Raw genomic sequence first — 21,428 nt, 5'->3', positions numbered from 1 at the left:
AGGGGGCCACACGGCACCACCTCTCCTACCAGACTAAACCCAGCTTAAATCCCCAGCATCCGCCGATTGGCCGCCTGGTCCGTGCCGCTGCCGGCGAAGTCGTCGAAGGCCTTCTCCGTCACGCGGATGATGTGCGACTTCACGAACTCGGCGCCCTCGCGCGCGCCGTCCTCGGGATGCTTCAGCGCGCATTCCCATTCGACCACGGCCCAACCATCGAAGTTGTTGGCCGTCATCTTCGAGAACACCGCGCCGAAATCGACCTGGCCGTCGCCCAGCGACCGGAAGCGGCCCGCGCGCTCGACCCAGCCCTGGTAACCGCCATAGACGCCCTGGCGACCTGTCGGGTTGAACTCGGCATCCTTGACGTGGAACATCTTGATCCGGTCTTTGTAGACGTCGATGTTGTCGAGGTAATCCAGGCACTGCAGCACGTAGTGCGAGGGATCGTAGAGCATGTTGGCGCGCGGATGGTTCTTCACGCGCTCGAGGAACATCTCGAAGGTGACGCCGTCATGCAGGTCTTCGCCGGGATGGATCTCGTAGCAGATGTCGACGCCATTTTCGTCGGCGTGATTGAGGATCGGCGTCCAGCGCTTGGCGAGTTCATCGAAAGCGGTCTCGACGAGACCGGCCGGGCGCTGCGGCCACGGATAGATGAACGGCCAGGCGAGCGCGCCGGAAAACGTCGCATGCGCCTTGATGCCGAGGTGCTTCGACGCCGTCAGCGCCATCTTCACCTGCTCGACAGCCCATTCCTGGCGTGCCTTCGGATTGCCGCGCACTTCGGGTGCGGCGAAGCCGTCGAAGGCTTCGTCATAGGCCGGGTGCACGGCAACCAGCTGGCCCTGCAAGTGGGTAGAGAGTTCGGTGATCTCGACGCCGTTCTGGCGCGCAACACCGGCGAACTCGTCGCAATAATCCTTGGATGATGCAGCCTTCTTGAGGTCGATCAGCTGGCCCGCCCAGGTCGGAACCTGCACGCCCTTGTAGCCGATATCGGCTGCCCACTTGGTGATCGAATCCCACGAGTTGAAAGGTGCGGCATCGCCCGCGAACTGCCCGAGGAACAAGCCTGGGCCCTTGATCGTTTTCATGTCAATTCCTCCCTGAATAATGACCGTAAACGTTTCTGGTGTAGTTCTAGCACTTGATTTGCACTCTGCAAGCCGATTTTGGCGAGAATGCAAATCTCCCCCTCCCAGGCCAGATTTAGCGGTTGCGACTAAACCATGTCGGGCACCAGCCCGCAAGACGTACGTACCGCATTTCTTGACCGCCGCTCCGCGGGCGCTCATGCGGCAGCGCATCTTTGTGGACTTCCCGCCACCGCGTGCTACTCTTGGTCGACCAGGAGGGTGGTCCATGACGAGGCGGCTGGCGGCAATCTTGGATGCGGATGTTGTCGGCTTCTCCCGGCTGATGGGCCTCGACGAAGCGGGCACCTTCGCGGCGCTGAAACGCCACAACACCGAAACCATCGTCCCCACCATCAACAGGCATCGCGGACATGTCGTGAAGTTCGTCGGAGACGGCACGCTGGCGGAATTTTCCAGCGTGGTCGACGCGTTGCGCTGCGCGATGGAGATACAACAGGCCATTCTCGCCGGCAATCACGATGTCGTGCCCGACCGCCGGATGATCTGGCGCATCGGCATCCATGTCGGCGACGTCCTGACCGAGGATGGCGATATCTTCGGCGAGAGCGTCAACATTGCCGCGCGGCTGCAGGCGCTGGCGCCCGCCGGCGGCATCTGCCTGTCGCAGCAGGTGCGCGACCAGATCGGCACGGCGCTCGATTTCGAGGCCACCGACTTCGGAAATCGCAAGCTGAAGAACATCGAGCAGACCGTCCGGGTATGGCGCTGGTTTCCGCCGGGTGGCCAGACGGACAGTCTCGACGATGAAATCCCGGAGCGGGCGATCCCCACGCAGCCGCCTGAGCGCAAGCGTCCGTCGATCGCCGTGCTTCCCTTTGCCAACATGTCGAGCATCGAGGGGCAGGAGCATTTTTCCGACGGTTTCACCGATGAGCTGATCGCCACCCTGGCGCGCTGTCGCTGGCTGCTGGTTGCCGCCCGCAATTCCTCCTTCAGCTTCAAGGGCCGCGCCGTCGATGCCCGTCGGGTCGCCGAGGATCTCGGCGTCAAATACGTGCTCGAAGGCAGCGTCCGCCGCTCCGACACGCGCATCCGCATCACCGCGCAGCTTCTGGATGGAAGCGAGGGTACGCTGCTCTGGGCCGAACGCTATGACCGCATGCTGGCCGATATCTTCGACCTCCAGGACGAGATCGCCTCCGAGATCACCGGAACCATCGAGCCCGAATTGAGCGCCATCGAATTCGCGGCCCTGCGCGGCCGCTCGATCGTCGACATGACCGCCTGGGAAATCTATCTGAAGGGCCTCTGGCATCTCTACCGCTTCACCATCGACGAGTTGAACACCGCAAAGCAGCTGTTCGAGCAGGCGATCGCCATCGATCCGAGTTTCGCGCAGGCGCAGGCGCGGCTCGCTTACGTCCACATCCAGCTCGGCTGGTACGGCTCGCTGGAGGAGCGTTCCGGGCGCATATGCGAGGCGATCGAACTCGCCGAACGCGCAATCACGCTCGATCAGAAGGAGCCCGCGGCCCATCTCGCACTCGGCAGGGCGCTTGCGCTCGACGGCGCCACGGAGGCCGGGATCGCCCATCTTCGTCATGCGGTGAAACTGGACCACAGCTTTGCCCAGGCGCATTTCGCGCTCGGCCAGGCGCTCTGCTACGCCGACCGGCCGCAGGAGGGCATGCCCGAATTCAGCGAAGCCTTTCGTCTCAGTCCGCGCGACCCGCATCTCTGGACCTTTCACAGCATGATGGCGTTTGCGAACTACCAGATGGACAAGCTTGACGAGGCAGCCGACGCCGCCCGCGCATCGATGCGCTCACCGAACGTCACCTTCTGGCCGGCGATGGCGCTGGTGGCGATCCAGGGGCGGCAGGGCAAGATCGAGGAGGCACGCCGGACGATCGACGAGCTCTACAGCTTCCGGCCGGGCATGACGCTTGATGATGCCAGGCGTGAATTCTACTTCGGCCTCAAGCCGGCGATGAGCGAAACCTTCATCGAGCGCTTTGTCGGCGACCTCGCCAAGGCTGGCTTGCCGCCACAATGAAAGACGCCCGCCCTTTCGAGCGGGCGCCTCGTGTTCACAAGGATCAGAACGGCGAATCCGGGAAGTAGAAGTCCTTGGCATTGTCCTTCGTCACCAGCGTGGCGTCGAGGATATAGGTGCCGCGAACCGGGACCTGGTCGTAGAGCGACGCGGCCGTCAGTTCCATGGCGGTGCCAACCATTGCCGGCGGATAGAGAACGTCGACCGGGATCAGCTTGTCGCCGTCCATGACCTTCTTGACCATGTCCTTGGAGCCGGCGCCGGCCACGACATACTGGATGTCGGTGCGCTTGGCCTGCTCGATCGCCTGCAGCACGCCGACGGCCATGTCGTCGTCCTGGCACCAGACCACGTCGATCTTCGGGTACTTGGTGAGATAGTCCTGCATCACCTTGAAGGCGTCGTCGCGGTTCCAGTTGCCGAACTGGCGGTCGAGAACCTTGACGTTGGAGCCGGCGATACCCTTGTCGAAGCCGTCCTGGCGCTGCTGGTCGATCGGGATCGGCAGACCGCGGATGACGACGACCTGTGCGTCCGGCGTCGTTTCCTTGATGTACTTGCCGGCGACTTCGCCAAGCGCCGGGTTGTTGCCGGCGATGTAGATGTCACGCACGCTGTCGTCGTTGGTGCTCGGCGCACGGTCGACCAGCGCCACGAAGGTGCCCTTGTCCTTGACTTCCTTGATGGCGTTGACGAGCGGATCCGGATCGGACGGCAGGATGACCAGCGCGTCCATGCCCTGTGTCGCGAGATCCTGCACGGCGTTTGCCTGGCTTGCGGCATCCGGCGAGGTCTTGACGATGACGGTGAGGTCAGGGTGCTCGGCCATCAGAAGCTTGGCGACGCGCTCGGCATGGAACACCACGCCGGAGGTCCAGCCGTGGTCGGCCGCCGGGATCGATACGCCGATGGTCTTCTTGTCCGCCGAGTGAGCGACGCCGGCGAGCAGCGCCGCCGTCACGACCGCCAAGCTGAATAGTGTCTTACGCATGTCTGTTTTCCTCCCATTAAACCCCAGGGCTTGCGAACCTTCAGACCGGGCGCCCCGCCGACCCGGCCAATCCCTTGCTACCTGCGCGCCAGCGACCGCTGCACGAGCATGGCGATGATGATGATCGAGCCCTGGATGGCGCCGATCAGATATTCCGAGATGAAGTTCGAGAGCAGCATGATGTTGCCGACGAGCTCGAGAATGAAGGCGCCGCAGATCGTGCCCCAGACGCGCCCTGCCCCGCCTTTCAGCGCCGTGCCGCCGACGACGACGGCGGTGATCGCTTGCAGCTCCCACAGGATGCCGGTTGTCGCAGAGGTCGAGCCGAGACGCGGCACGTAAAGCAGCACGGCAATCGCCACGCAAAGCCCCTGAATGACGAAGGCGATGGTGCGCACCTTGTTGACGGCGATGCCGGAATAGCGCGCCACGTCGCGGTTCGAGCCGACGGCCGTGACATGGCGGCCATAGCGCGTGCGATAGAGAATGAAGGCAGCGACCGCGGTGACCGCGAGGATGACGATAATAGGCACCGGCACGCCGGCGATCGAGCCGAAATAGACGGGTCGATAGAGCGACTGCTGCTCGGCCGAGCGCAGCGTGATCGCCCCACCCTGGGAGAGCCAGGTCGTCAGGCCGCGATAGATGCCCATGGTGCCGAGCGTGGCGATGAACGGCTCGATCTTGCCGACGGTGGTGATCAGCCCGTTCGCCAACCCACAGAGCGCGCCGGCGACGATGGTGAAGACGACGGCAACCGCCAGCATCAAGGCCGGATCGGCGATAAGGCCGGAATTCATCAACAGGATCATCAGGCTGGCAACGAAGGCAACCATGGACCCGACCGAGAGATCGAGATCCCCCGACGAGATGACGAAGGTGGCGCCGACGGCGATGATGGCGATGAAGGCACTGCGCGTCGCAACGTTGGCGAGATTGGTGATGCCGATGAAATTCGGATTGACCAACGCGCCGACAACAAGCAGCAACGCAAGCGCCGCGAACGGCGCGACCGCCCTGAGATCGATATCTCGCCAGGAGCGCCGTCTGATCTGACTGGTCTCGTCGTTCGCACTCATATCCAAAGCCATCCTCCAGGCATTTTGTCTGATAATCCGCCGCGTCGGCGGTTTGTCTCTTGCGGCCGCCTCAGGCGGCCTTCTTCTTCAAGCCCGCCGCGTAGCGCATAATCTCCTGCTCGGAAATCTCGTCGCCCTCGAGCACGCCGACGATCCGCCCCTCGCGCATCACCGCCACCCGGGTGCACAGCCCGATCACCTCGGGCATCTCCGAGGAGACGACGATGATCGAGCGACCGTCGCGCGCAAGCGCCGAGATGAAATGATAGATCTGCTGCTTGGTGCCGACATCGATGCCGCGCGTCGGCTCGTCGATGATGATGATTTCCGGGTCGGTCTCCATGACCTTGGCAAGCAGCAGCTTCTGCTGGTTGCCACCAGACATGCGCCCGGCCACGATATTGGCGTCGCGCACACGGATATCGAAGCGCCGCCGCGCCTTGGCCAGCGCCGCAGCCTCGCTGCTGGGGCTGAGATAGCCGTGCCGCGAATGCTGCCCCAGCGACTGCAGCGTCAGGTTGGCCAGCATGTTGGAGCCGAGCAGCAGGCCCTTGTGCTTGCGATCCTTGGTCATGTAGGCGAGGCCGGCGCGATTGGCCGAATGCACATCGCCCGAGGCAACACTCTCGCCGCGGATGACCACCTCGCCGGCCGTACGGCCGCGCAGCCCGGCGATCGCCTCCATCAGCTCCGTGCGGCCGGAGCCGATCATGCCGGAAAAACCGATGATCTCGCCCTTGCGCACCTCGAAGCTCGCATCCTGCACATAGCCGGTCGAGATGCCCTCGACCTTCAACACGATCTCTTCGTCGACATCGGGCTCGCTCTTGGTCGGATAGAGGCTGGAAAGTTCGCGCCCGACCATCAGCTGGGCGATCGATTCACCGTCGAGCATCGCCGTCGGCGCCGTCTTCACCCACTGCCCGTCGCGCAGCACGGTGACCCGGTCGGTCAGCTCCATGACCTCGTCGAGCTTGTGCGACACGAAAACGAAGCTGGTACCCTTGTCGCGCAGCTTGCGCACCTGCTTGAACAGGAAGTTGGTCTCCTCGCGCGACAGCACCGCCGTCGGTTCGTCCATGAACACGACGCGCGCATCACGGCTGATCGCCTTGGCGATCTCCACCATCTGCTTGTCGGCGATCGAGAGCGTGCTGATCAGCGCGTTCTCGTCGACATGCGAACCGAGCAGATCGAGCGCCTTGCGGGTTTCCGCGCGCATGAACTTGCGATCGAGCACGCCGAAGCGCGTGACCTCGCGGCCGAGAAACAGGCTTTCGGCGACAGTCAGGTGATCCGCGAGATTGAATTCCTGGTGGATGATGACGATGCCCAGCGCCTCGGCAGCGCCGTTCGGCGGCAGCACGACTGGCTGGCCATCGAGAACGATCTCGCCCGAGGTCGGCTGTTCGAAGCCGGACATCACCTTGACGAGGGTCGACTTTCCCGCACCGTTTTCGCCCATCAGCGCATGGATTTCACCGGCGCGCAGCTCGAAATTGACGCTGAAGAGGACCTGCACCCCATTGAAGGATTTGCATATGCGCCGGGCCGACAACACCACCGGCGCAGCCTCGACAGTCTCCAAACTCATGATGTCCTCCCCTGCGGACTCCCACCCGCTTGACCCTTGTGTAAACCTTTACATGTGCGATGTAAAGGTTTACATCATCGTATCACGAAGTTCTCTTGGCTTCGCCCTTTGACGTATCCTTCAGTCTGTGTAGTGTCGCCGCGAATTGAGCCCCAAGGCAGGACGCAGTGTCGAATTCCACGCCCGCAACCATCGAGGATGTCGCCCGGATCGCCGAGGTTTCGATCGCGACCGTGTCGCGGGCGATCCATACGCCGGAGAAGGTCGCCAACTCGACGCGGCTGAAGGTCAACCAGGCGATCGCGATCACGGGATACACGACGAACGCCATGGCGCGCAGCCTGCGTCTCGGCCGTTCCAACATGATCCTGGTCGTGGCTCCCGACATCGGCGACCCCAACTTTTCCAACATTCTGATCGGCCTGGAAAACGAGGCCCGCGCCCATGGCTACGGCATTCTCATCGGCCATACGCAGAATGACGCCCAGCGCGGCCTCGAATATCTCAAATTTCTAAATTCAAACCAAGCCGCCGGATTGATTCTCTTCACCGGCATCCTGCCCTTCGGCCACCAGACGATGACGGCAAGATTGCCGCCCAGCGTCGGCGTCTTCGAGCCGGTCTTCAACGGCGGCATTCCCTATGTCGGCGTCGACGATATCGAGGGTGCGCGCAAGGCGGTCGACTTGCTGCTCGCCGAGGGCCACCGAAAGATCGCTTTCATCGGCGACAGCAAGACGCGCCTTGCCTATTCCAGGCGCCGCCAGGGCTATGACGAGGGACTGGATGCGGCCGGCGTCGCGAAAGGCCAGCGCATCATTCTCGAAGGCGACGGCACGCTCGAAAGCGGCCGCCACGCCGTCGAGCAGCTCTTCATGCGCGACACGCTGCCGACGGCCTTCATGTGCGTCAACGACCAGACGGCGATCGGCGTGATGATCGGCCTCAACGCCCGCGGCTACGACATCCCCCGCGACTTCTCCGTCACCGGCTTCGACGACGTCCCCCAGGCCGTCTTCATGTCGCCGCCGCTGACGACGGTGCGCCAGCCGCGCACCGCGATCGGCAAGCAGGCCATGGCCCTGCTGCTGGAGTTTCTGGGCGACGGCCATCCAGCGGAAACCGAGATCCTGCTGCAGCCGGATTTGGTGGTGCGCAACTCCGTGTCGGCACCGTCGAAGCAGTGGTCGAAACGCTAGCGCAAAACCCGATATCTGCTACGGCGCATAGCGCGTAAAGACATAGTCGTGATTGTTCACGCGCGCCTCGTGACAGGCAAAACAGGTCTCGTGCTGGGCCTGGTCGGCTGGAACGCCATTGATGAACCGGCCAAATCCCCAGCCGCCGGAGGCGGCGTATTTCTTCGCATCCTTGACCATGACCTGCACCGTGGTTGCCGCGCCGGGAACAGAGGCTGGCGCGAACTCGGCCGATGGCGTGCGTTTCCACGCGAGCTTGACGAGCACGCTTCCATCAGGAAACGGAAGCGTGCCATTGCGATAGGCCTTGACGGCGATGTCGTTGCCGACGACCACGCGCAGCTCGTTCAGCGGCGCATCCTCGAGCGCCGGCGCGATCAACTCCCACTGCCGGTAGCCCTCGGGAAGGGAGACGCCGTAGATCGGCGAGACCGGCTTGACGGCAGGCGTTTCACCGGCGAGCGAGCCGATTGCAAAGACGGTGGCGCCGACAGCGGTGGCGGCGGCAAGCAACATGATTTTCCCTGTCATGACAGCCACTCACGCAAGCCGGTCGGCATCGATGATCGCCTGGGCGAAGGCCGCCGGCGCCTCTTGCGGCAGATTGTGACCGATGCCGCCGGTAATCGTCCGATGCTCATATTTGCCAGTGAATTTCTTGGCGTAGGAGGCAGGATCGGGATGCGGCGCGCCGTTGGCATCACCTTCCATCGTGATCGTCGGCACGCCGATATCGGGCAACTTGGCGAGCTTGCGCTCCAGCGCATCGTATTTTTTCTCGCCCTTGGCGAGATCGAGCCGCCAGCGGTAATTATGAATGGTGATGGCGACATGATCCGGATTTTCGAAGGCTTTCGCCGTGCGATCGAAGGTGGCGTCGTCGAAATGCCATTGCGGCGAGGCCAGCGTCCAGATGAGCTTGGCGAAATCATGCCTGTTGGCATCATAGCCGGCGCGCCCGCGTTCGGTCGCGAAATAGAACTGATACCACCAGGAGAGTTCGGCCTTCGGCGGCAGCGGCTTCTCGTTGATCGCCTGGCTGCCGATCAGATAGCCGCTGACTGAGACCATGGCCTTGCAGCGCTCCGGCCAGAGCGCCGCCATGATATTTGCCGTCCGCCCGCCCCAATCATAACCACCGATAACCGCGCGCTCGATCTTCAGCGCGTTCATGAAGTCGATCATGTCGACGGCGATCGCCGCCTGCTGTCCATTGCGCGGTGTCTTCGAGGACAGGAACCGCGTCGTCCCGTAGCCGCGCAGATAGGGAATGAGCACGCGATAACCGGCATCGGCAAGAACCGGCGCGACATCGACAAAGCTGTAGATGTCGTAGGGCCAGCCATGCAGCAACAGCACGGCGGGTCCGGTCGCCGGACCAAGCTCCGCATAGCCGATATCGAGCACGCCGGTCTTGACCCGCTTCAGCGCCGGAAAGGACGTATTCGTACCCGGCTTGACCGACGCAAGCGCGCCACCTCCCGCTCCCGCAGTCTGCGCACGCACAGTGCCGGCGATGCCGACAGCGGCAGCAGCGAAGGCGGCTGCGCCAAGGAAGCGGCGGCGTTGGTGATTGGTATCATCGGACATGGGGGCCTCTCGATTGTCGGTTGCAGGAGAGCGCGAATGCTCATCCTGAGAGCTAGCGCGGGCCCCAACGGACCGACAGGCAACCGACGTATGAAATGGCCTATATGTTGGTATAGAGCTGGCTGCAGCCACGCGCGGCAAGGACAGGTTCAGTCCTTCTCCGCCCGCCGTTCAGCGAGGCTGTCGAGCGCATCCGCATTGGCCCGCCCCCAGCCGTAGAGCAACTCGATCGGCTCCACGAACCGCTTCCCAAGCGGCGTCAGCGTGTAATCCACGGCCGGCGGCACCGTCCCGTAGACCCGGCGCATTACCAGCCCGTCCGCCTCCATGTCGCGCAGCGTCTGCGTCAGCATCTTCTTCGATATGCCGGGAAGGCTGCGTTGCAGCACGCCGGTGCGCGCGCAGCCGTCGAGCCGCGTGTCCAGCACATGCAGGATCATGCTCGTCCACTTGCTGGAAAAGATCTCCAGCACGCGGCGCGGCGCGCAATCCTCGCGCCATTCGTGATCGGGTGAGCCGGCTCGCATGTGGTTACCTCAGGGTGTCTATGTCTCGAATGGGTGCCTTCTAGCGGCAAACGATCGAAATGGCTACATGCGGAAAAACAGCCCGAGAAACGTCCAGAAGAACATCAGGAGACAGGCATTTGAAAAAGGCATTGATCGCAGGCGCAAGCGGCATCGTCGGCAGCGCCACGGCGGAACTCTTGAGTGGCAAGGGCTGGCAAATCTTCGGCCTCGCGCGCAAGCCGCAACAGGCGCCCGGCGTGCAGCCGCTTGCCGCCGACCTGCTCGATCCGCATCGCTCAAATCAGCACTTGCCGATGTCGCCCCCACGCATATCGTTATCTCCACCTGGCTGCGGCAGCCGACGGAAGCGGAGAACATCCGCGTGAATTCGGCCATGGTCCGCAATCTGCTTGATGCCGTCAGGCCCTCGGGCTCGGTGCGCCATGTCTCGCTGGTCACCGGCCTCAAGCACTATCTCGGCCCCTTCGAAGCCTATGGCAAGGGCAGCCTGCCGCAGACGCCCTTCCGCGAGGAACAGGGCCGTCTCGACATCGATAATTTCTATTACGCGCAGGAAGACGAGGTCTTTGCGGCGGCTGCCCGCGACGGCTTCACCTGGAGCGTTCACCGTCCGCACACCATCGTCGGCAAGGCGGTGGGCAACGCCATGAACATGGGCACCACGCTCGCCGTTTATGCCAGCATCTGCAAGGAAACCGGCCGCCCCTTCCGCTTCCCCGGCGTTGCCGCGCAGTGGGAGAGCCTCACCGATATGACCGACGCACGCCTGCTGGCGCGCCACATCGAATGGGCATCGACGGCGCCAGCCGCCGCCAACCACGGCTTCAACGTCGTCAACGGCGACGTCTTCCGCTGGAGCTGGATGTGGGGCCGGATCGCCGCGTGGTTCGGCATCGAGCCCGCAGCTTTCGACGGCGTGGTCCGCCCGCTCGAACAGCAGATGGCCGACGACGCTGACCTCTGGCGCGAGATCGCCAAGCGCCACGGCCTCGCCGAGCCTGATCTCAACCGCCTGGCCTCGCCCTGGCACACCGACGCCGACCTCGGCCGGCCGATCGAGGTGGTCACCGACATGTCGAAAAGCCGCCGCATGGACTTCCTCGACTACCAGCCCACCGACGACGCGTTCTTCGACCTGTTCAAGCAGCTGCGGGCCGACCGGTTGATTCCGTAGGCTCCGCCTTCGCCAAACGCGGATCATTGACGGATTGTAGTTCTAAAACTACATTGCCTCATGTTCGAGCTGCGGCAGTCCGAGACCTTTCGAAAATGGCGGGCGCGCTTGAAAGACGAGCGCGCCAGGGCGTTGATCGCTTCACGGCTGGATAGGCTGGCTTTTGGACATGCCGGCGATGCCGATCCGGTCGGGGACGGGATCAGCGAACTGAGGATACATTACGGACCAGGTTACCGCATCTACTTCAGACAGGATGGCAAGACGCTGATCATCCTGCTTTGCGGTGGCGACAAAGGCAGCCAGAAGCGTGATATCGCAGAGGCAAAACGGCTGTTCAGCGAATGGAATGAAAACAATGGCTGAGAAATTCACCCACTACGATCCGGCCGATGACCTGACATCGGACGAAGCAATTGCCGTCTTCATAGAAGAAGCGTTCGAGACCGAGGACGCCGGCTATATCGCCCATGCGCTGGGCGTCGTAGCGCGCGCCAAGGGCATGACCCAGATTGCCAGTGAGACGGGGCTTTCCCGCGAGCAGCTCTATCGTTCCTTCAGCGCCGAGGGCAACCCGACGCTGAAGACGACGCTATCCGTCATGAAGGCGCTCGGTATCGGCCTGATGGCAAAGGTGCCTGCGCGCTCCGATCAAGGGGCAAAGGCCGCCGCTAAACCGTAAACGCCTCGCGGAACGCCACAAGCGCCGCTTCGGGGTCACCCGACGCAAACGCCTCCATACCGACGGGCCCGGCATAGCCCATCGCCTTCAAGGCCCGCGCGATACCTTTCCAGTTCACCTCGCCGGTTCCCGGCTCCATGCGGCCGGGGACGTCGGCGACCCGGATTTCGCCGATCCATGGCAGGCTCTTGCGGCAGAGTTCGATCAGGTTCCCCTCGCCGATCTGCGCGTGGTAGAGGTCGAGATTGAGCCGCAGGTGCGGGTGATCGATGCTCGAGACCAGCGCCAGCGTGTCCTCGGCGCGGCCGAAGGGCACGCCCGGATGATCGACATCAAGGTTGAGGTTTTCGAGCGTGAAGACCACGCCCTCTTCTTCCGCCATGTCGACGATGCGCGCGAGCGTGTCGCGCGCCTTCAGCCACATCTGACCGGTCACCACCTCGATCGGCTGCACCGGCAGGCCGCCTTCGCCCAGCCCGGTTCCGTGCAGGTTGAGGCGTTGCACGCCGAGACGCTTGCCGACCTTGGCCGTCTCGCGCGCCGTCTTCAAAAGCTCCGCCGCCCCCTCGTCATCCGTCAGCCGCCCGGTGAGGTAACCGTTCATGATGCTGAAGGTAGCACCCGTCGCCTCAAGCTTGCTCAGATCATGCTCCGGCCAGTTCCACAGCCCGACGCCGAAGCCCATCTCCTTCAGCCTGGAGGCCCGCCATTCGATCGGTCGGTCGCGCCAGATCATCTCGGCGCAGGCGGCAAGTTGGAAAGGCAAGCTCATGTAATCCTCCCGATAATGCATGCTGATTTCTATGCGCAATAGAGCCGAGATCGCGGTCAGCCGCAATGCGACATCGCGTGCCATGCCGGCACAGGGAGTTGACGATTGTCATGAGAGGTTCACGCAGCAGGCATAACTCGAAGGGACGGCTTCTGAGAGAGGAACTGAGATGGCTGACATCACCAACGAGACTATTCACCGGGATCACGAGAACCATCCGCTGCACGGGTCGGCTTCGAAAAAGTGGTTCCTTCCAGCAATCATCCTCCTGCTTGTCGCCGGTCTCGGCTATGTCGGTTACGCGCTCGGGCGCGATCTCACCAGCGTTGCCGCCGTTCCCTGGATCATGCTCGGCCTGGCATTGCTCATCGCGCTCGGCTTCGAATTCGTCAACGGTTTCCATGACACCGCCAACGCCGTCGCGACAGTCATCTACACCCGCTCCATGCCGGCCGAACTCGCCGTCATCTGGTCGGGCTTCTTCAATTTCCTCGGCGTCATGATGTCGAGCGGCGCGGTCGCCTTCGGCATCCTGGCGTTGCTTCCGGTCGAGCTCATCCTGCAGGTCGGCTCCGGTTCCGGCCTCGCCATGGTCTTCGCGCTCTTGATCGCCGCCATCCTCTGGAATCTCGGCACCTGGTACCTCGGCCTGCCCTCGTCGAGCTCGCACACGCTGGTCGGCTCAATCATCGGCGTGGGCCTTGCCAACCAGTTTCTTGCGCCGGCGGGTAGCGCCACCAGTGGTGTCGACTGGTCGCAGGCCACCAATATCGGCCTGTCGCTGCTGATCTCGCCGCTGATCGGCTTCGGCCTGTCAGCGGTCCTGCTTCTGGTCATGAAGGTGCTGGTGCGCAACAAGGCGCTCTACGAGGAGCCGAAGGGCAACAACCCGCCGCCGCTCTGGATCCGCGGATTGCTGATCTTCACTTGCACCGGCGTCAGCTTCGCCCACGGATCGAACGACGGCCAGAAGGGCATGGGCCTGATCATGCTGATCCTGATCGGCCTCGTTCCCACCGCCTTCGCGCTCAACCGCACCCCTGACGTCAACTATCTCGAAGCCTACAAGAGCGCGTCCGCCCAGGTGGAAACCGCGCTCGGCAAATATGTGAAGCCGGGTGCTGCCGCCGGCGATTTCCGCGTCGAGGTGAGCAATGCCGTGAAGAACAAGGTCTGGACGGACGCAACGACGCCGGCGCTCCAGCAGTTCATCCATGCCACAAGCGCCGAAGTCGCCGCCTTCCCGACGCTCGAAGCCGTGCCCACGCATCTGGTCAGCAACGTCCGCAACGACATCTACCTGATCGGCGAGGCCCTGAAGCTGATCGACAAGCAGAAGCTGCTCGCCATGGAGCCGGCCGATCTGCAGGCGGTGAGCGCCTATCACAAGGCGGTCGACAACGCGACCAAGTTCATCCCGCTCTGGGTCAAGATCGCCGTCGCCATCGCACTCGGCCTCGGCACCATGGTCGGCTGGAAGCGCATCGTCATCACCGTCGGCGAAAAGATCGGCAAGACCCACCTGACCTATGGCCAAGGGGCAGCCGCCGAAGTCGTCGCCATGGTCACCATCGGCGCCGCCGACCATCTCGGTCTGCCGGTTTCGACCACCCACGTACTGTCGTCCGGCGTTGCCGGCACGATGGCCGCGAACGGCTCCGGCCTGCAATGGTCGACGGTGCGCAACATGCTGATGGCCTGGATCCTGACGCTACCCGCCTCCATCGCCATCGCCTTCGTTCTGTTCATCATCCTGCGCCAGGTGTTCTGAGGCCTGAGCCGATAGCGCAATGGAAAAAGCCGGGAAGCGAATGCTCCCCGGCCTTTTTGTCTCAACAATCCGCCGACTATCAGACGTAGCGGTTGACGACGTTTTCGAGCAGTTCCTGCTGGCCGGACTTCGGCTGCGGGTTGATGTCCTGGCTCTCGACGCGGGCCGTGATCTGCTCCAGCGAATATTCGCCGCGCAGCATCTTCTGGCTTTCGGCAGAATCCCAGCCGGCATAGCGGTTAGCCAGCGGCTGCGACAGCGCCTTGTCCTCGATCATCTTGGCGGCAGCCTTCAGGCCACGGGCGCAGCAATCCATGCCGCCGATGTGACCGATCAGCAGATCGGCCGGATCGAGCGACTGGCGGCGCAGCTTGGCGTCGAAGTTGGTGCCGCCGGAGGTGAAGCCGCCGCCTGCCAGAACCTGGTAGTAAGCCAGCGCCATCTCAGGAACGTTGTTCGGGAACTGGTCGGTATCCCAGCCGGACTGGTAGTCGTTGCGGTTCATGTCGATCGAGCCGAAGATGCCGAGCGCGTTTGCGAGCGCCAGCTCGTGCTCGAAGGAATGGCCGGCGAGGATCGCGTGGCCCTGCTCGATGTTGAGCTTCACTTCGTTCTCGAGGCCGTTCTTCTTCAGGAAGCCGTAGACGGTGGCGACATCGTAGTCGTACTGGTGCTTGGTCGGCTCCTGCGGCTTCGGCTCGATCAGGATCTGGCCCTTGAAGCCGATCTTGTGCTTGTACTCGACCACCAGGTTGAGGAAGCGGCCCATCTGGTCGAGCTCGCGCTTGAGGTCGGTGTTGAGCAGCGTCTCATAGCCTTCGCGGCCGCCCCACAGAACGTAGTTCTCGCCGCCGAGCTTCATCGTGGCGTCCATGCAGGTCTTCACGGTCGCGGCGGAGAAGGCGAAGACATCGGGATCGGGATTGGTTGCGGCACCCGACATGAAGCGGCGGTTGGAGAAGAGGTTCGCCGTGCCCCAGAGCAGCTTGGTGCCGGTCGCGGCCTGCTTCTCGGCGAAGTAGTCGACGATCTCGTTCAGGTTCTTGGTGTTCTCGGCGAAGTTCTTGCCCTCGGGGCGCACGTCGGCATCGTGGAAGCAATAGTACGGCGCGCCGAGCAGCGAGAAGAATTCGAAAGCCACATCGGCCTTCAGCTTCGCAGCCTTCATCGTGTCTTCGAACCACGGACGCAGGAACGTCTGCCCACCAAAGGGGTCGCCGCCCGGCCATGTGAACGTGTGCCAGTAGGCGACCGCGAAACGCAGATGGTCTTCCATCCGCTTGCCGAGAACGATCTCGTCCGGCTGGTAATAGCGGAAGGCCAGCGGATTGGTGCTGTCCGGGCCTTCATACTTGATCTTCTGGATGTCGCCGAAAAATCCGGTGCTCATGGGGTACTCCTCCTTGGGTGTGGTTCGATGGTGATGGTGTTGCGTGGAGCCTGTGGCTCAAGCCCCCTCTGCCTGCCGGCATCTCCCCCACAAGGGGGGAGAAAGCTGGTGGCACCGCCCCTCACCTCGGAAGGCGGGAGCGCGGGGCGCGAAGCCCCTCCCCCCTTGTGGGGAGGGGTTGGGGAGGGGCCTTGCGACACCTCCCGGTGAATTTTCTCTCAATGCGCCAAAGCCTTGATCGCCGGATAGAGCGCACGATAGCGGCTATAAGCCTCCTCATATGCCCCACTCAGCGCCGCAACCGGCTCGATCGTCCCATCCGTCTCAGGCGGCGTGCACACCGCGACCGGATCAGCCCCCGTCGCCGCGATCAGCCCAAGACGCGCGGCACCGAAGGCGGCGCCGAAGTCGCCGTCGGCGGGCAGGTCGACGGGGACGCCCAGCGCGGTGGCGATCGAGGCCAGCCAGTAGCGCGAGCGCGAGCCACCGCCGATGGCGGTGACGCGGGCGATATCGGTGCCGGCCGAGCGAAGTGCCTCGAGATTGTCGCGGATCGCAAACGACACGCCTTCGAGCACCGCCTGGGTCAAGACCGCGCGGCTGCTCTCATGTTCGAGCCCGATGAAGGCGCCGCGGATGACGGCGTCGTTGTGCGGCGTGCGCTCGCCGGAGAGATAGGGAAGGAAGGTGACGCCCGATGGCGCCTTCAGCGTTTCGCCGAGTTCGGCGGTCAGCTCCGCCGCCGACTTGGACGTCACGTGCGAGTGCCAGTTCAGCGCGTCGGTGGCGGACAGGATGACGCCCATCTGGTGCCAGGTGTTGGGCAGCGCGTGGCAGAAGGCGTGAACGGCGCTCTCGGGCTTCGGCAGATAGGAGCCGTTGGCGGCGAAGAGCACGCCCGACGTGCCAAGCGAGACGAAGGCCGCGCCGTGGCTGACGGTGCCCATGCCGCAGGCGGAAGCCGCGTTGTCGCCCGCCCCGCCGGCAACGACGACGGAACCGGTGATGCCCCATTGCGAGGCCAGCTCGCCGCGCAGCTTGCCGCCCTCTTCCGTGCCTTCGACCAGCGTTGGCATATGCTTTTCATCGAGGCCGGTCGCGGCCAGGAGCTCGGACGACCACTTGCGCTTGCCGGTGTCGAGCCAGGAGGTGCCGGCCGAATCCGACATTTCGGAAATGTGCTCGCCGGTCAGCCACAGGCGGAGATAATCCTTCGGCAGCAGCACCTTGGCGACCTTGGCGAAAATCTCCGGCTCGTGCTTGGCGACCCAGGCGAGCTTCGGCGCGGTGAAGCCCGGGAAAACGATATTGCCGGTGAGCTTGCGGAATTTCGGATCGGCATCGAGCGCTGCCGCCTCGAGATAGCTGCGCGTGTCGTTCCAGAGAATGCAGGGCCGCAGCACCTTGTCGTCGGCATCGAGCAGCGTCGCGCCATGCATCTGGCCGGAAAGTCCGATGCCCTTGACTGCGGCAAGCTCCTTCGGATGCTTCGCCTTCAGCCCAGCGATCGCCTCCTCGGTCGCCCGCACCCAGTGCGAAGGCTCCTGCTCCGACCAGCCGTGATGCGGACGCGACACGTCGAGCGAACCATTGGCAGAGCCGATGATCTTCTGATCGCCATCGATCAGCATGGCTTTGACGCCGGAGGTTCCGAGATCGAGACCCAGATACATGTGTTTCTCCCTTTGCCGTTACGGCAGATTGTCTTTCAGAAAGATATCGAGACGGATGCGCTCCTGCGCGTCGATGACCGAAAGCCCGTCGGCCTTGGCCTTCAACACGCGGATGGCGCTGCGCACCTCGTGGCCCGCATCCTGGTTCAAGATTGCGTCGATCGTACCGTCGAGAAGTGCCGTGCGCGTATGATCAGTCAGCTCGTGCGCGATGACGGTGAGCGCCCGGTCGACGGATTTCTCCTTCAGCGCCCGGATCAGGCCGCGATTGCCGGCGCCGAGGCTGTAGACGCCGATGATGCCGTCACGCTTGGAGAGCGCATCCGAAACCAACATATGCGCCATGTCGGGATCGTCGCGTCCCTCGATGACGGGTAGGACGGAGAGACCGGGAAACTCTTCCGCCATGACGGCCGCGAAACCTTCAAGCCGCTCGCGATGGTCGCGCACCAGCATGGAGCCGGCGAGAACCGCGACATCGCCCTTGGCACCGCCGAGAAAACGGCCGAGCAACCGCGCCGCCGTGCGGCCGGCCGCGATATTGTCGACGCCGGCATAATGATGGCGCTGCGAACCGGTGAGGTCGGACACGACGGTGACGACGGGAATGCCGTCCTGCACCAGCCGATCGACGGCATCGCGAACCTCGGGCGCATCGGTGGCGACCAGCGCCACGCCGGCGGGACGTTCCATGCGCAGCGCATCGAGTGCGGCGGCAAGGGCTGCCGGATCGAAGGCCGGAACCTCCAGCGTGCGGATATCGGTGCGCTCCACCGGCGAGCGCGCAACGGCGGCCATCACCTCGGCGTTCAGCCCGTGCATGAAGGAATTGTCGCTGGCGGGAACGATGAACACGAACGAATAAGTCCGCCCCTTCGCGAGATTGGCGGCGGCGACGTCGCGCACATAACCGATCTCGCGAATGGCGGTTTCGACCTTCTCCCGCGTCACGTGCCGGACGCCGGGGCGCTGGTTCAGCACCCGATCGACAGTCGCAAGGCTGACGCCCGCAGCTGCGGCAATATCGTGAACCGTAGGTCTCATCGCTCCTCCTGACGAGACCTTTAACGCCATTTTTGATGTACGTAAATCAGATTTTTTGGCGACGTGTTCTGCGTATTGAAATGACTGCTATTTTTCGTGATCGTTGGCGATCTCGGTTTCGAGCCTGACTGCAGCACGCTTCAGATCACGCGGCCTGCCGGCGACGCTTTCGATCGCCGCCACGGCCACATCCCGCGCGACATAATCCGACTTGTGACCCATGTTATGGATCATCAGCAGCCGCGCACCCTTGATGGCGCGGGCAAGATGGCGTGCGTGGATATCAGGCGAGACGACGCTGTCGGTATCGCCGGAAATGATCACCGTCGGCGCATGGATGCGGCCGTAGTGCTGTGAATTGCGCTTCGTCCATTCCAGGAGATTGGCGACATCGATGGCGTTGTCGCGGAACGCCTTTGGCCCAAGCGCCTGCAGCGCCCGCGTCTCCTTGATATAGCCGGGCGGCCGAGGATTGGGCGCGAAAACCGAGCGCGTGGCGCTGTCGATCATCGCAAGCCCCACCGGCGGCACGACGATGGTGCTGAACAGCGCGCCTGTCACCGGCACCTTCGCGGCACAGTAATACCAGGCGATACCGCCCGGCCAGGGGTAGACGGCGGGCGATAGAAAGACGAGACCGAGCACCCGGTCAGGATGCCTGAGCACGAAGCTCGCCGCCACCGCGCCTCCGAACGAGTGGCTGACGATGATCGCCTTCTTGATACCGCGTTTCGTCATGACATCAGCGATGGCATCGGCCTGCCCGTCGGGAAATGCATTTTCCTGATCGCCGCGATCCGAGCGCCCGTGGCCGGGACGATCGACGAACAGAAGATCGGCGCGCCCTTCCAGCCGGTCGCGAAACGAGAATACCGGATCGTGTAGATTGGCGCTGGCGCCGTGGATGAACACGATCGGCGGCAGATCCGGCCGCCGCGCCTTGAGATAAAGGCTGTTCATCCTGTAGCCGCCGACATCGATGCGCGCCTCGTCGGCGGACGGACTGGCTGCGAACACGTGGTTCACGGCAACGGACAGCATAAAGGTGAGAAGTGCAACGAATCTGGCGGAAGCTTTGAACATGAAGCGCGGTCGATCCCGGTGATATCATCGCATATACGCGAAAACGCCGGCTTTGGTTTCCCAAGCCGGCGCCAGAATTCGTCGAAGCTGTCGTGAACCGTCAGTGGCCGCCGCCACCCCCGCCACCGCCTTGCGGCGGCGCCGGCTTGTCGATCAGCACGATGCCGAGGATCATCGCCACGAAAAGTCCGGTGAGGATGACGAAGATATCGCTGAACGACATCACCATCGCCTGCTTCGTCACCATACCGACCATCTGCTTGATCGCGACCGAGGCGCCATCCATGCCATAGGTGTCGAACTTCGACGCCATGTTGTTGATCTGGTCGCTCGCGACAGGGTTGCCCCAGTCCAGATGCTCGCGGATGCGCTGGTAGTGCACGTCCTGGCGGTTCGTCAGCACGGTATTGATGACCGCGAGACCGACGGCGCCACCGAGGTTACGCGTCAGGTTGAACAGGCCCGAAGCGCCGCGCATGCGCGCCGGCGGCATCGTGCCGAGCGCGATATTGTTGATCGGCACCATGCACATCATCAGGCCGAAACCGCGCAGGATCTGCGGGATGAAGAGCTCGTAGAAGTCCCAATCCGTGGTCACGCCGGTCATGATCCAGGTGCCGGCGGCGAAGCTCGCGAAGCCGAGCACCATCATCAGGCGTAGATCCATCTTCGCCGACAGCTTGCCGGCGATCGGCGCGGTGAAGAACATGGCGAGACCGGAAACGAACATGGTTTCGCCGATCATCAGCGAATCGTAGCCGCGGATGCGCCCGAGATAGAGCGGGTAGATATAGGTCAGGCCGTAGAGGCCGATACCCATGACGAAGGAAAACAGCGAGCCGACCGCGAAGTTTCGGTTGCTGAAGGCCCTGAGATCAACGACGGGGAAATCCACCTTGAAGGCGCGGTAGAAGAAGACCACGCAGCCGATCGCCGACGCGATGGCGCCAAGAACGATGTTGCGGTCATTGAACCAGTCGTTCGAGTTGCCCTCTTCGAGCACATATTCCAGCGCGCCGAGGAAGACGCCCATCGAGACCAGGCCCCACCAGTCGAACTTCTTGAACAGCGAGAATTCCGGCTTGTCGAAATCGATGAAATTCCACGTCACGATCGTGACGATGATGCCGGGAATGATGTTGACGAGGAACAGCCAGTGCCAGGAGAAGGCGTGGCTGAGGTAGCCACCGACCGTCGGGCCGATGGTCGGCGCCAGCGTCGCGATCAGGCCGATGATCGGCGAGACGATGCTGCGCTTGGAGGGCGGGAAGATGGTGAAGGCAGCAGCAAACACCGACGGGATCATGCCGCCGCCGATGAAGCCCTGGATCGCACGGTAGACGATCATCTGGTCGATATTCGTCGCGGTCGCGCAGAGCGCGCTGGCAGCAGTGAAGCCGGCCGCCGAGAAGGCGAACAGATAGCGCGTCGAGATGATGCGCGCGAGCGTGCCGGACAGCGGAATCATGATGACTTCCGCGATCAGGTACGATGTCTGGACCCAACCGATTTCATCCGTGCCGGCGCTGAGGCCGGCCTGGATTTCGGCCAGCGACGCCGACACGATCTGAATGTCCAGGATGGACATGAACATCCCCACGACCATCGCGAAAAACGCGATGAGTTTGCGGGGGTCCATGGCGTCGGCTGCCGGCGCGGCCGGCATCGATCCTGCTGTTGTGCTCGCGGCCATCGGCCTA

18 protein-coding genes and 1 pseudogene are annotated in these 21,428 nt (G+C 63.2%); 6 read left to right on the top strand and 13 right to left on the bottom strand.

The annotated features are described in order from the left end of the window. Positions 1-44 precede the first annotated feature (44 nt). Complete coding sequence (locus tag QTL96_RS25475; protein WP_289729679.1) at positions 45-1,097, bottom strand: sugar phosphate isomerase/epimerase; 1,053 nt, start codon at positions 1,095-1,097, stop codon at positions 45-47. Positions 1,098-1,365: 268 nt separating this feature from the next. Between QTL96_RS25475 and QTL96_RS25470 the strand changes: the two genes are divergently transcribed. Next, positions 1,366-3,156, top strand: coding sequence for an adenylate/guanylate cyclase domain-containing protein (locus QTL96_RS25470; protein ID WP_289729678.1), 1,791 nt, complete (start codon positions 1,366-1,368; stop codon positions 3,154-3,156). Between the two features lie 43 nt (positions 3,157-3,199). On the opposite strand, the gene QTL96_RS25465 is transcribed toward QTL96_RS25470, so the two are convergent. The 3 genes from QTL96_RS25465 to QTL96_RS25455 form a co-directional block, all read right to left on the bottom strand. Continuing rightward, positions 3,200-4,147, bottom strand: a complete 948-nt coding sequence (locus tag QTL96_RS25465) for a substrate-binding domain-containing protein (RefSeq protein WP_018901968.1) — start codon at positions 4,145-4,147, stop codon at positions 3,200-3,202. A gap of 77 nt (positions 4,148-4,224) precedes the next feature. Then, positions 4,225-5,226 (bottom strand): ABC transporter permease, encoded by a 1,002-nt coding sequence (locus tag QTL96_RS25460; RefSeq protein ID WP_018901969.1) that lies wholly within the window; start codon positions 5,224-5,226, stop codon positions 4,225-4,227. Between the two features lie 70 nt (positions 5,227-5,296). After that, the gene (locus tag QTL96_RS25455; RefSeq protein ID WP_289729677.1) at positions 5,297-6,820 is read right to left on the bottom strand and encodes a sugar ABC transporter ATP-binding protein; all 1,524 of its coding nucleotides are present in this window, start codon (positions 6,818-6,820) and stop codon (positions 5,297-5,299) included. Positions 6,821-6,987: 167 nt separating this feature from the next. Here QTL96_RS25455 and QTL96_RS25450 point away from each other — a divergent pair, with 167 nt between their 5' ends. Continuing rightward, positions 6,988-8,019: a LacI family DNA-binding transcriptional regulator gene (locus QTL96_RS25450; RefSeq protein WP_112532929.1), complete on the top strand. Its 1,032-nt coding sequence runs from the start codon at positions 6,988-6,990 to the stop codon at positions 8,017-8,019. Between the two features lie 18 nt (positions 8,020-8,037). On the opposite strand, the gene QTL96_RS25445 is transcribed toward QTL96_RS25450, so the two are convergent. The 3 genes from QTL96_RS25445 to QTL96_RS25435 all read right to left on the bottom strand — a co-directional run bounded on the left by QTL96_RS25445 (position 8,038) and on the right by QTL96_RS25435 (position 10,136). Beyond that, positions 8,038-8,535, bottom strand: coding sequence for a cytochrome P460 family protein (locus QTL96_RS25445; RefSeq protein WP_289729851.1), 498 nt, complete (start codon positions 8,533-8,535; stop codon positions 8,038-8,040). A 24-nt stretch (positions 8,536-8,559) separates the two neighbouring features. Further along, a complete protein-coding gene (locus QTL96_RS25440; RefSeq protein WP_289729676.1) occupies positions 8,560-9,609 on the bottom strand; it encodes an alpha/beta hydrolase in 1,050 nt (349 codons plus the stop codon). 149 nt (positions 9,610-9,758) lie between these two features. Beyond that, positions 9,759-10,136 carry a helix-turn-helix domain-containing protein gene (locus QTL96_RS25435; RefSeq protein ID WP_289729675.1) on the bottom strand — a complete coding sequence of 126 codons (378 nt, stop codon included), beginning with the start codon at positions 10,134-10,136 and terminating at the stop codon, positions 9,759-9,761. A gap of 119 nt (positions 10,137-10,255) precedes the next feature. On the opposite strand from QTL96_RS25435, the pseudogene QTL96_RS25430 reads away from it, so the two are divergent. The 3 genes and pseudogenes from QTL96_RS25430 (at position 10,256) to QTL96_RS25420 (ending at position 11,995) form a co-directional block, all read left to right on the top strand. Further along, positions 10,256-11,313 (top strand): annotated as a pseudogene (locus QTL96_RS25430) (SDR family oxidoreductase). A 60-nt stretch (positions 11,314-11,373) separates the two neighbouring features. Continuing rightward, positions 11,374-11,679 carry a type II toxin-antitoxin system RelE/ParE family toxin gene (locus tag QTL96_RS25425; protein WP_289729674.1) on the top strand — a complete coding sequence of 102 codons (306 nt, stop codon included), beginning with the start codon at positions 11,374-11,376 and terminating at the stop codon, positions 11,677-11,679. Continuing rightward, positions 11,672-11,995 (top strand): addiction module antidote protein, encoded by a 324-nt coding sequence (locus QTL96_RS25420; RefSeq protein ID WP_289729673.1) that lies wholly within the window; start codon positions 11,672-11,674, stop codon positions 11,993-11,995. Before QTL96_RS25425 ends, QTL96_RS25420 begins: the two co-directional genes overlap by 8 nt. Here QTL96_RS25420 and QTL96_RS25415 read toward each other — a convergent pair. Then, entirely contained in the window at positions 11,985-12,767 is a 783-nt protein-coding gene (locus QTL96_RS25415) for a TIM barrel protein (RefSeq protein WP_289729672.1), read from the bottom strand. The two genes, QTL96_RS25420 and QTL96_RS25415, sit on opposite strands and share 11 nt — an antisense overlap. 169 nt (positions 12,768-12,936) lie before the next feature. Here QTL96_RS25415 and QTL96_RS25410 point away from each other — a divergent pair, with 169 nt between their 5' ends. Next, a complete protein-coding gene (locus QTL96_RS25410) occupies positions 12,937-14,538 on the top strand; it encodes an inorganic phosphate transporter (RefSeq protein WP_289729671.1) in 1,602 nt (533 codons plus the stop codon). A gap of 79 nt (positions 14,539-14,617) precedes the next feature. Here the strand turns inward: QTL96_RS25410 and xylA are convergent, their stop codons facing one another. The 5 genes from xylA to QTL96_RS25385 form a co-directional block, all read right to left on the bottom strand. After that, positions 14,618-15,928 (bottom strand): xylose isomerase, encoded by a 1,311-nt coding sequence (xylA, locus tag QTL96_RS25405; protein WP_047509719.1) that lies wholly within the window; start codon positions 15,926-15,928, stop codon positions 14,618-14,620. A gap of 218 nt (positions 15,929-16,146) precedes the next feature. Further along, a complete protein-coding gene (gene xylB / locus QTL96_RS25400; RefSeq protein ID WP_289729670.1) occupies positions 16,147-17,601 on the bottom strand; it encodes a xylulokinase in 1,455 nt (484 codons plus the stop codon). An 18-nt stretch (positions 17,602-17,619) separates the two neighbouring features. Beyond that, positions 17,620-18,645, bottom strand: a complete 1,026-nt coding sequence (locus QTL96_RS25395) for a LacI family DNA-binding transcriptional regulator (RefSeq protein WP_289729669.1) — start codon at positions 18,643-18,645, stop codon at positions 17,620-17,622. Between the two features lie 87 nt (positions 18,646-18,732). Next, positions 18,733-19,686, bottom strand: coding sequence for an alpha/beta hydrolase (locus tag QTL96_RS25390; protein WP_289729850.1), 954 nt, complete (start codon positions 19,684-19,686; stop codon positions 18,733-18,735). Positions 19,687-19,828: 142 nt separating this feature from the next. Then, a complete protein-coding gene (locus QTL96_RS25385) occupies positions 19,829-21,421 on the bottom strand; it encodes a DHA2 family efflux MFS transporter permease subunit (protein WP_289729668.1) in 1,593 nt (530 codons plus the stop codon). Positions 21,422-21,428: the final 7 nt, after the last annotated feature.

Source organism: Rhizobium sp. S163 (assembly GCF_030380805.1).
Lineage (GTDB): Bacteria > Pseudomonadota > Alphaproteobacteria > Rhizobiales > Rhizobiaceae > Rhizobium.
Note: the sequence above shows the minus strand (reverse complement) of the source record. Positions and strands in the feature narration are given on the sequence as shown.

Excerpts from the sequence above, each read along its gene's own strand:
- QTL96_RS25475 (WP_289729679.1), bottom strand. The coding sequence starts at position 1,097 with ATGAAAACGATCAAGGGCCCAGGCTTGTTCCTCGGGCAGTTCGCGGGC.
- QTL96_RS25470 (WP_289729678.1), top strand. The coding sequence starts at position 1,366 with ATGACGAGGCGGCTGGCGGCAATCTTGGATGCGGATGTTGTCGGCTTC.
- QTL96_RS25465 (WP_018901968.1), bottom strand. The coding sequence starts at position 4,147 with ATGCGTAAGACACTATTCAGCTTGGCGGTCGTGACGGCGGCGCTGCTC.
- QTL96_RS25460 (WP_018901969.1), bottom strand. The coding sequence starts at position 5,226 with ATGAGTGCGAACGACGAGACCAGTCAGATCAGACGGCGCTCCTGGCGA.
- QTL96_RS25455 (WP_289729677.1), bottom strand. The coding sequence starts at position 6,820 with ATGAGTTTGGAGACTGTCGAGGCTGCGCCGGTGGTGTTGTCGGCCCGG.
- QTL96_RS25445 (WP_289729851.1), bottom strand. The coding sequence starts at position 8,535 with ATGTTGCTTGCCGCCGCCACCGCTGTCGGCGCCACCGTCTTTGCAATC.
- QTL96_RS25440 (WP_289729676.1), bottom strand. The coding sequence starts at position 9,609 with ATGTCCGATGATACCAATCACCAACGCCGCCGCTTCCTTGGCGCAGCC.
- QTL96_RS25435 (WP_289729675.1), bottom strand. The coding sequence starts at position 10,136 with ATGCGAGCCGGCTCACCCGATCACGAATGGCGCGAGGATTGCGCGCCG.
- QTL96_RS25425 (WP_289729674.1), top strand. The coding sequence starts at position 11,374 with ATGTTCGAGCTGCGGCAGTCCGAGACCTTTCGAAAATGGCGGGCGCGC.
- QTL96_RS25420 (WP_289729673.1), top strand. The coding sequence starts at position 11,672 with ATGGCTGAGAAATTCACCCACTACGATCCGGCCGATGACCTGACATCG.
- QTL96_RS25415 (WP_289729672.1), bottom strand. The coding sequence starts at position 12,767 with ATGAGCTTGCCTTTCCAACTTGCCGCCTGCGCCGAGATGATCTGGCGC.
- QTL96_RS25410 (WP_289729671.1), top strand. The coding sequence starts at position 12,937 with ATGGCTGACATCACCAACGAGACTATTCACCGGGATCACGAGAACCAT.
- xylA (WP_047509719.1), bottom strand. The coding sequence starts at position 15,928 with ATGAGCACCGGATTTTTCGGCGACATCCAGAAGATCAAGTATGAAGGC.
- xylB (WP_289729670.1), bottom strand. The coding sequence starts at position 17,601 with ATGTATCTGGGTCTCGATCTCGGAACCTCCGGCGTCAAAGCCATGCTG.
- QTL96_RS25395 (WP_289729669.1), bottom strand. The coding sequence starts at position 18,645 with ATGAGACCTACGGTTCACGATATTGCCGCAGCTGCGGGCGTCAGCCTT.
- QTL96_RS25390 (WP_289729850.1), bottom strand. The coding sequence starts at position 19,686 with ATGCTGTCCGTTGCCGTGAACCACGTGTTCGCAGCCAGTCCGTCCGCC.
- QTL96_RS25385 (WP_289729668.1), bottom strand. The coding sequence starts at position 21,421 with ATGGCCGCGAGCACAACAGCAGGATCGATGCCGGCCGCGCCGGCAGCC.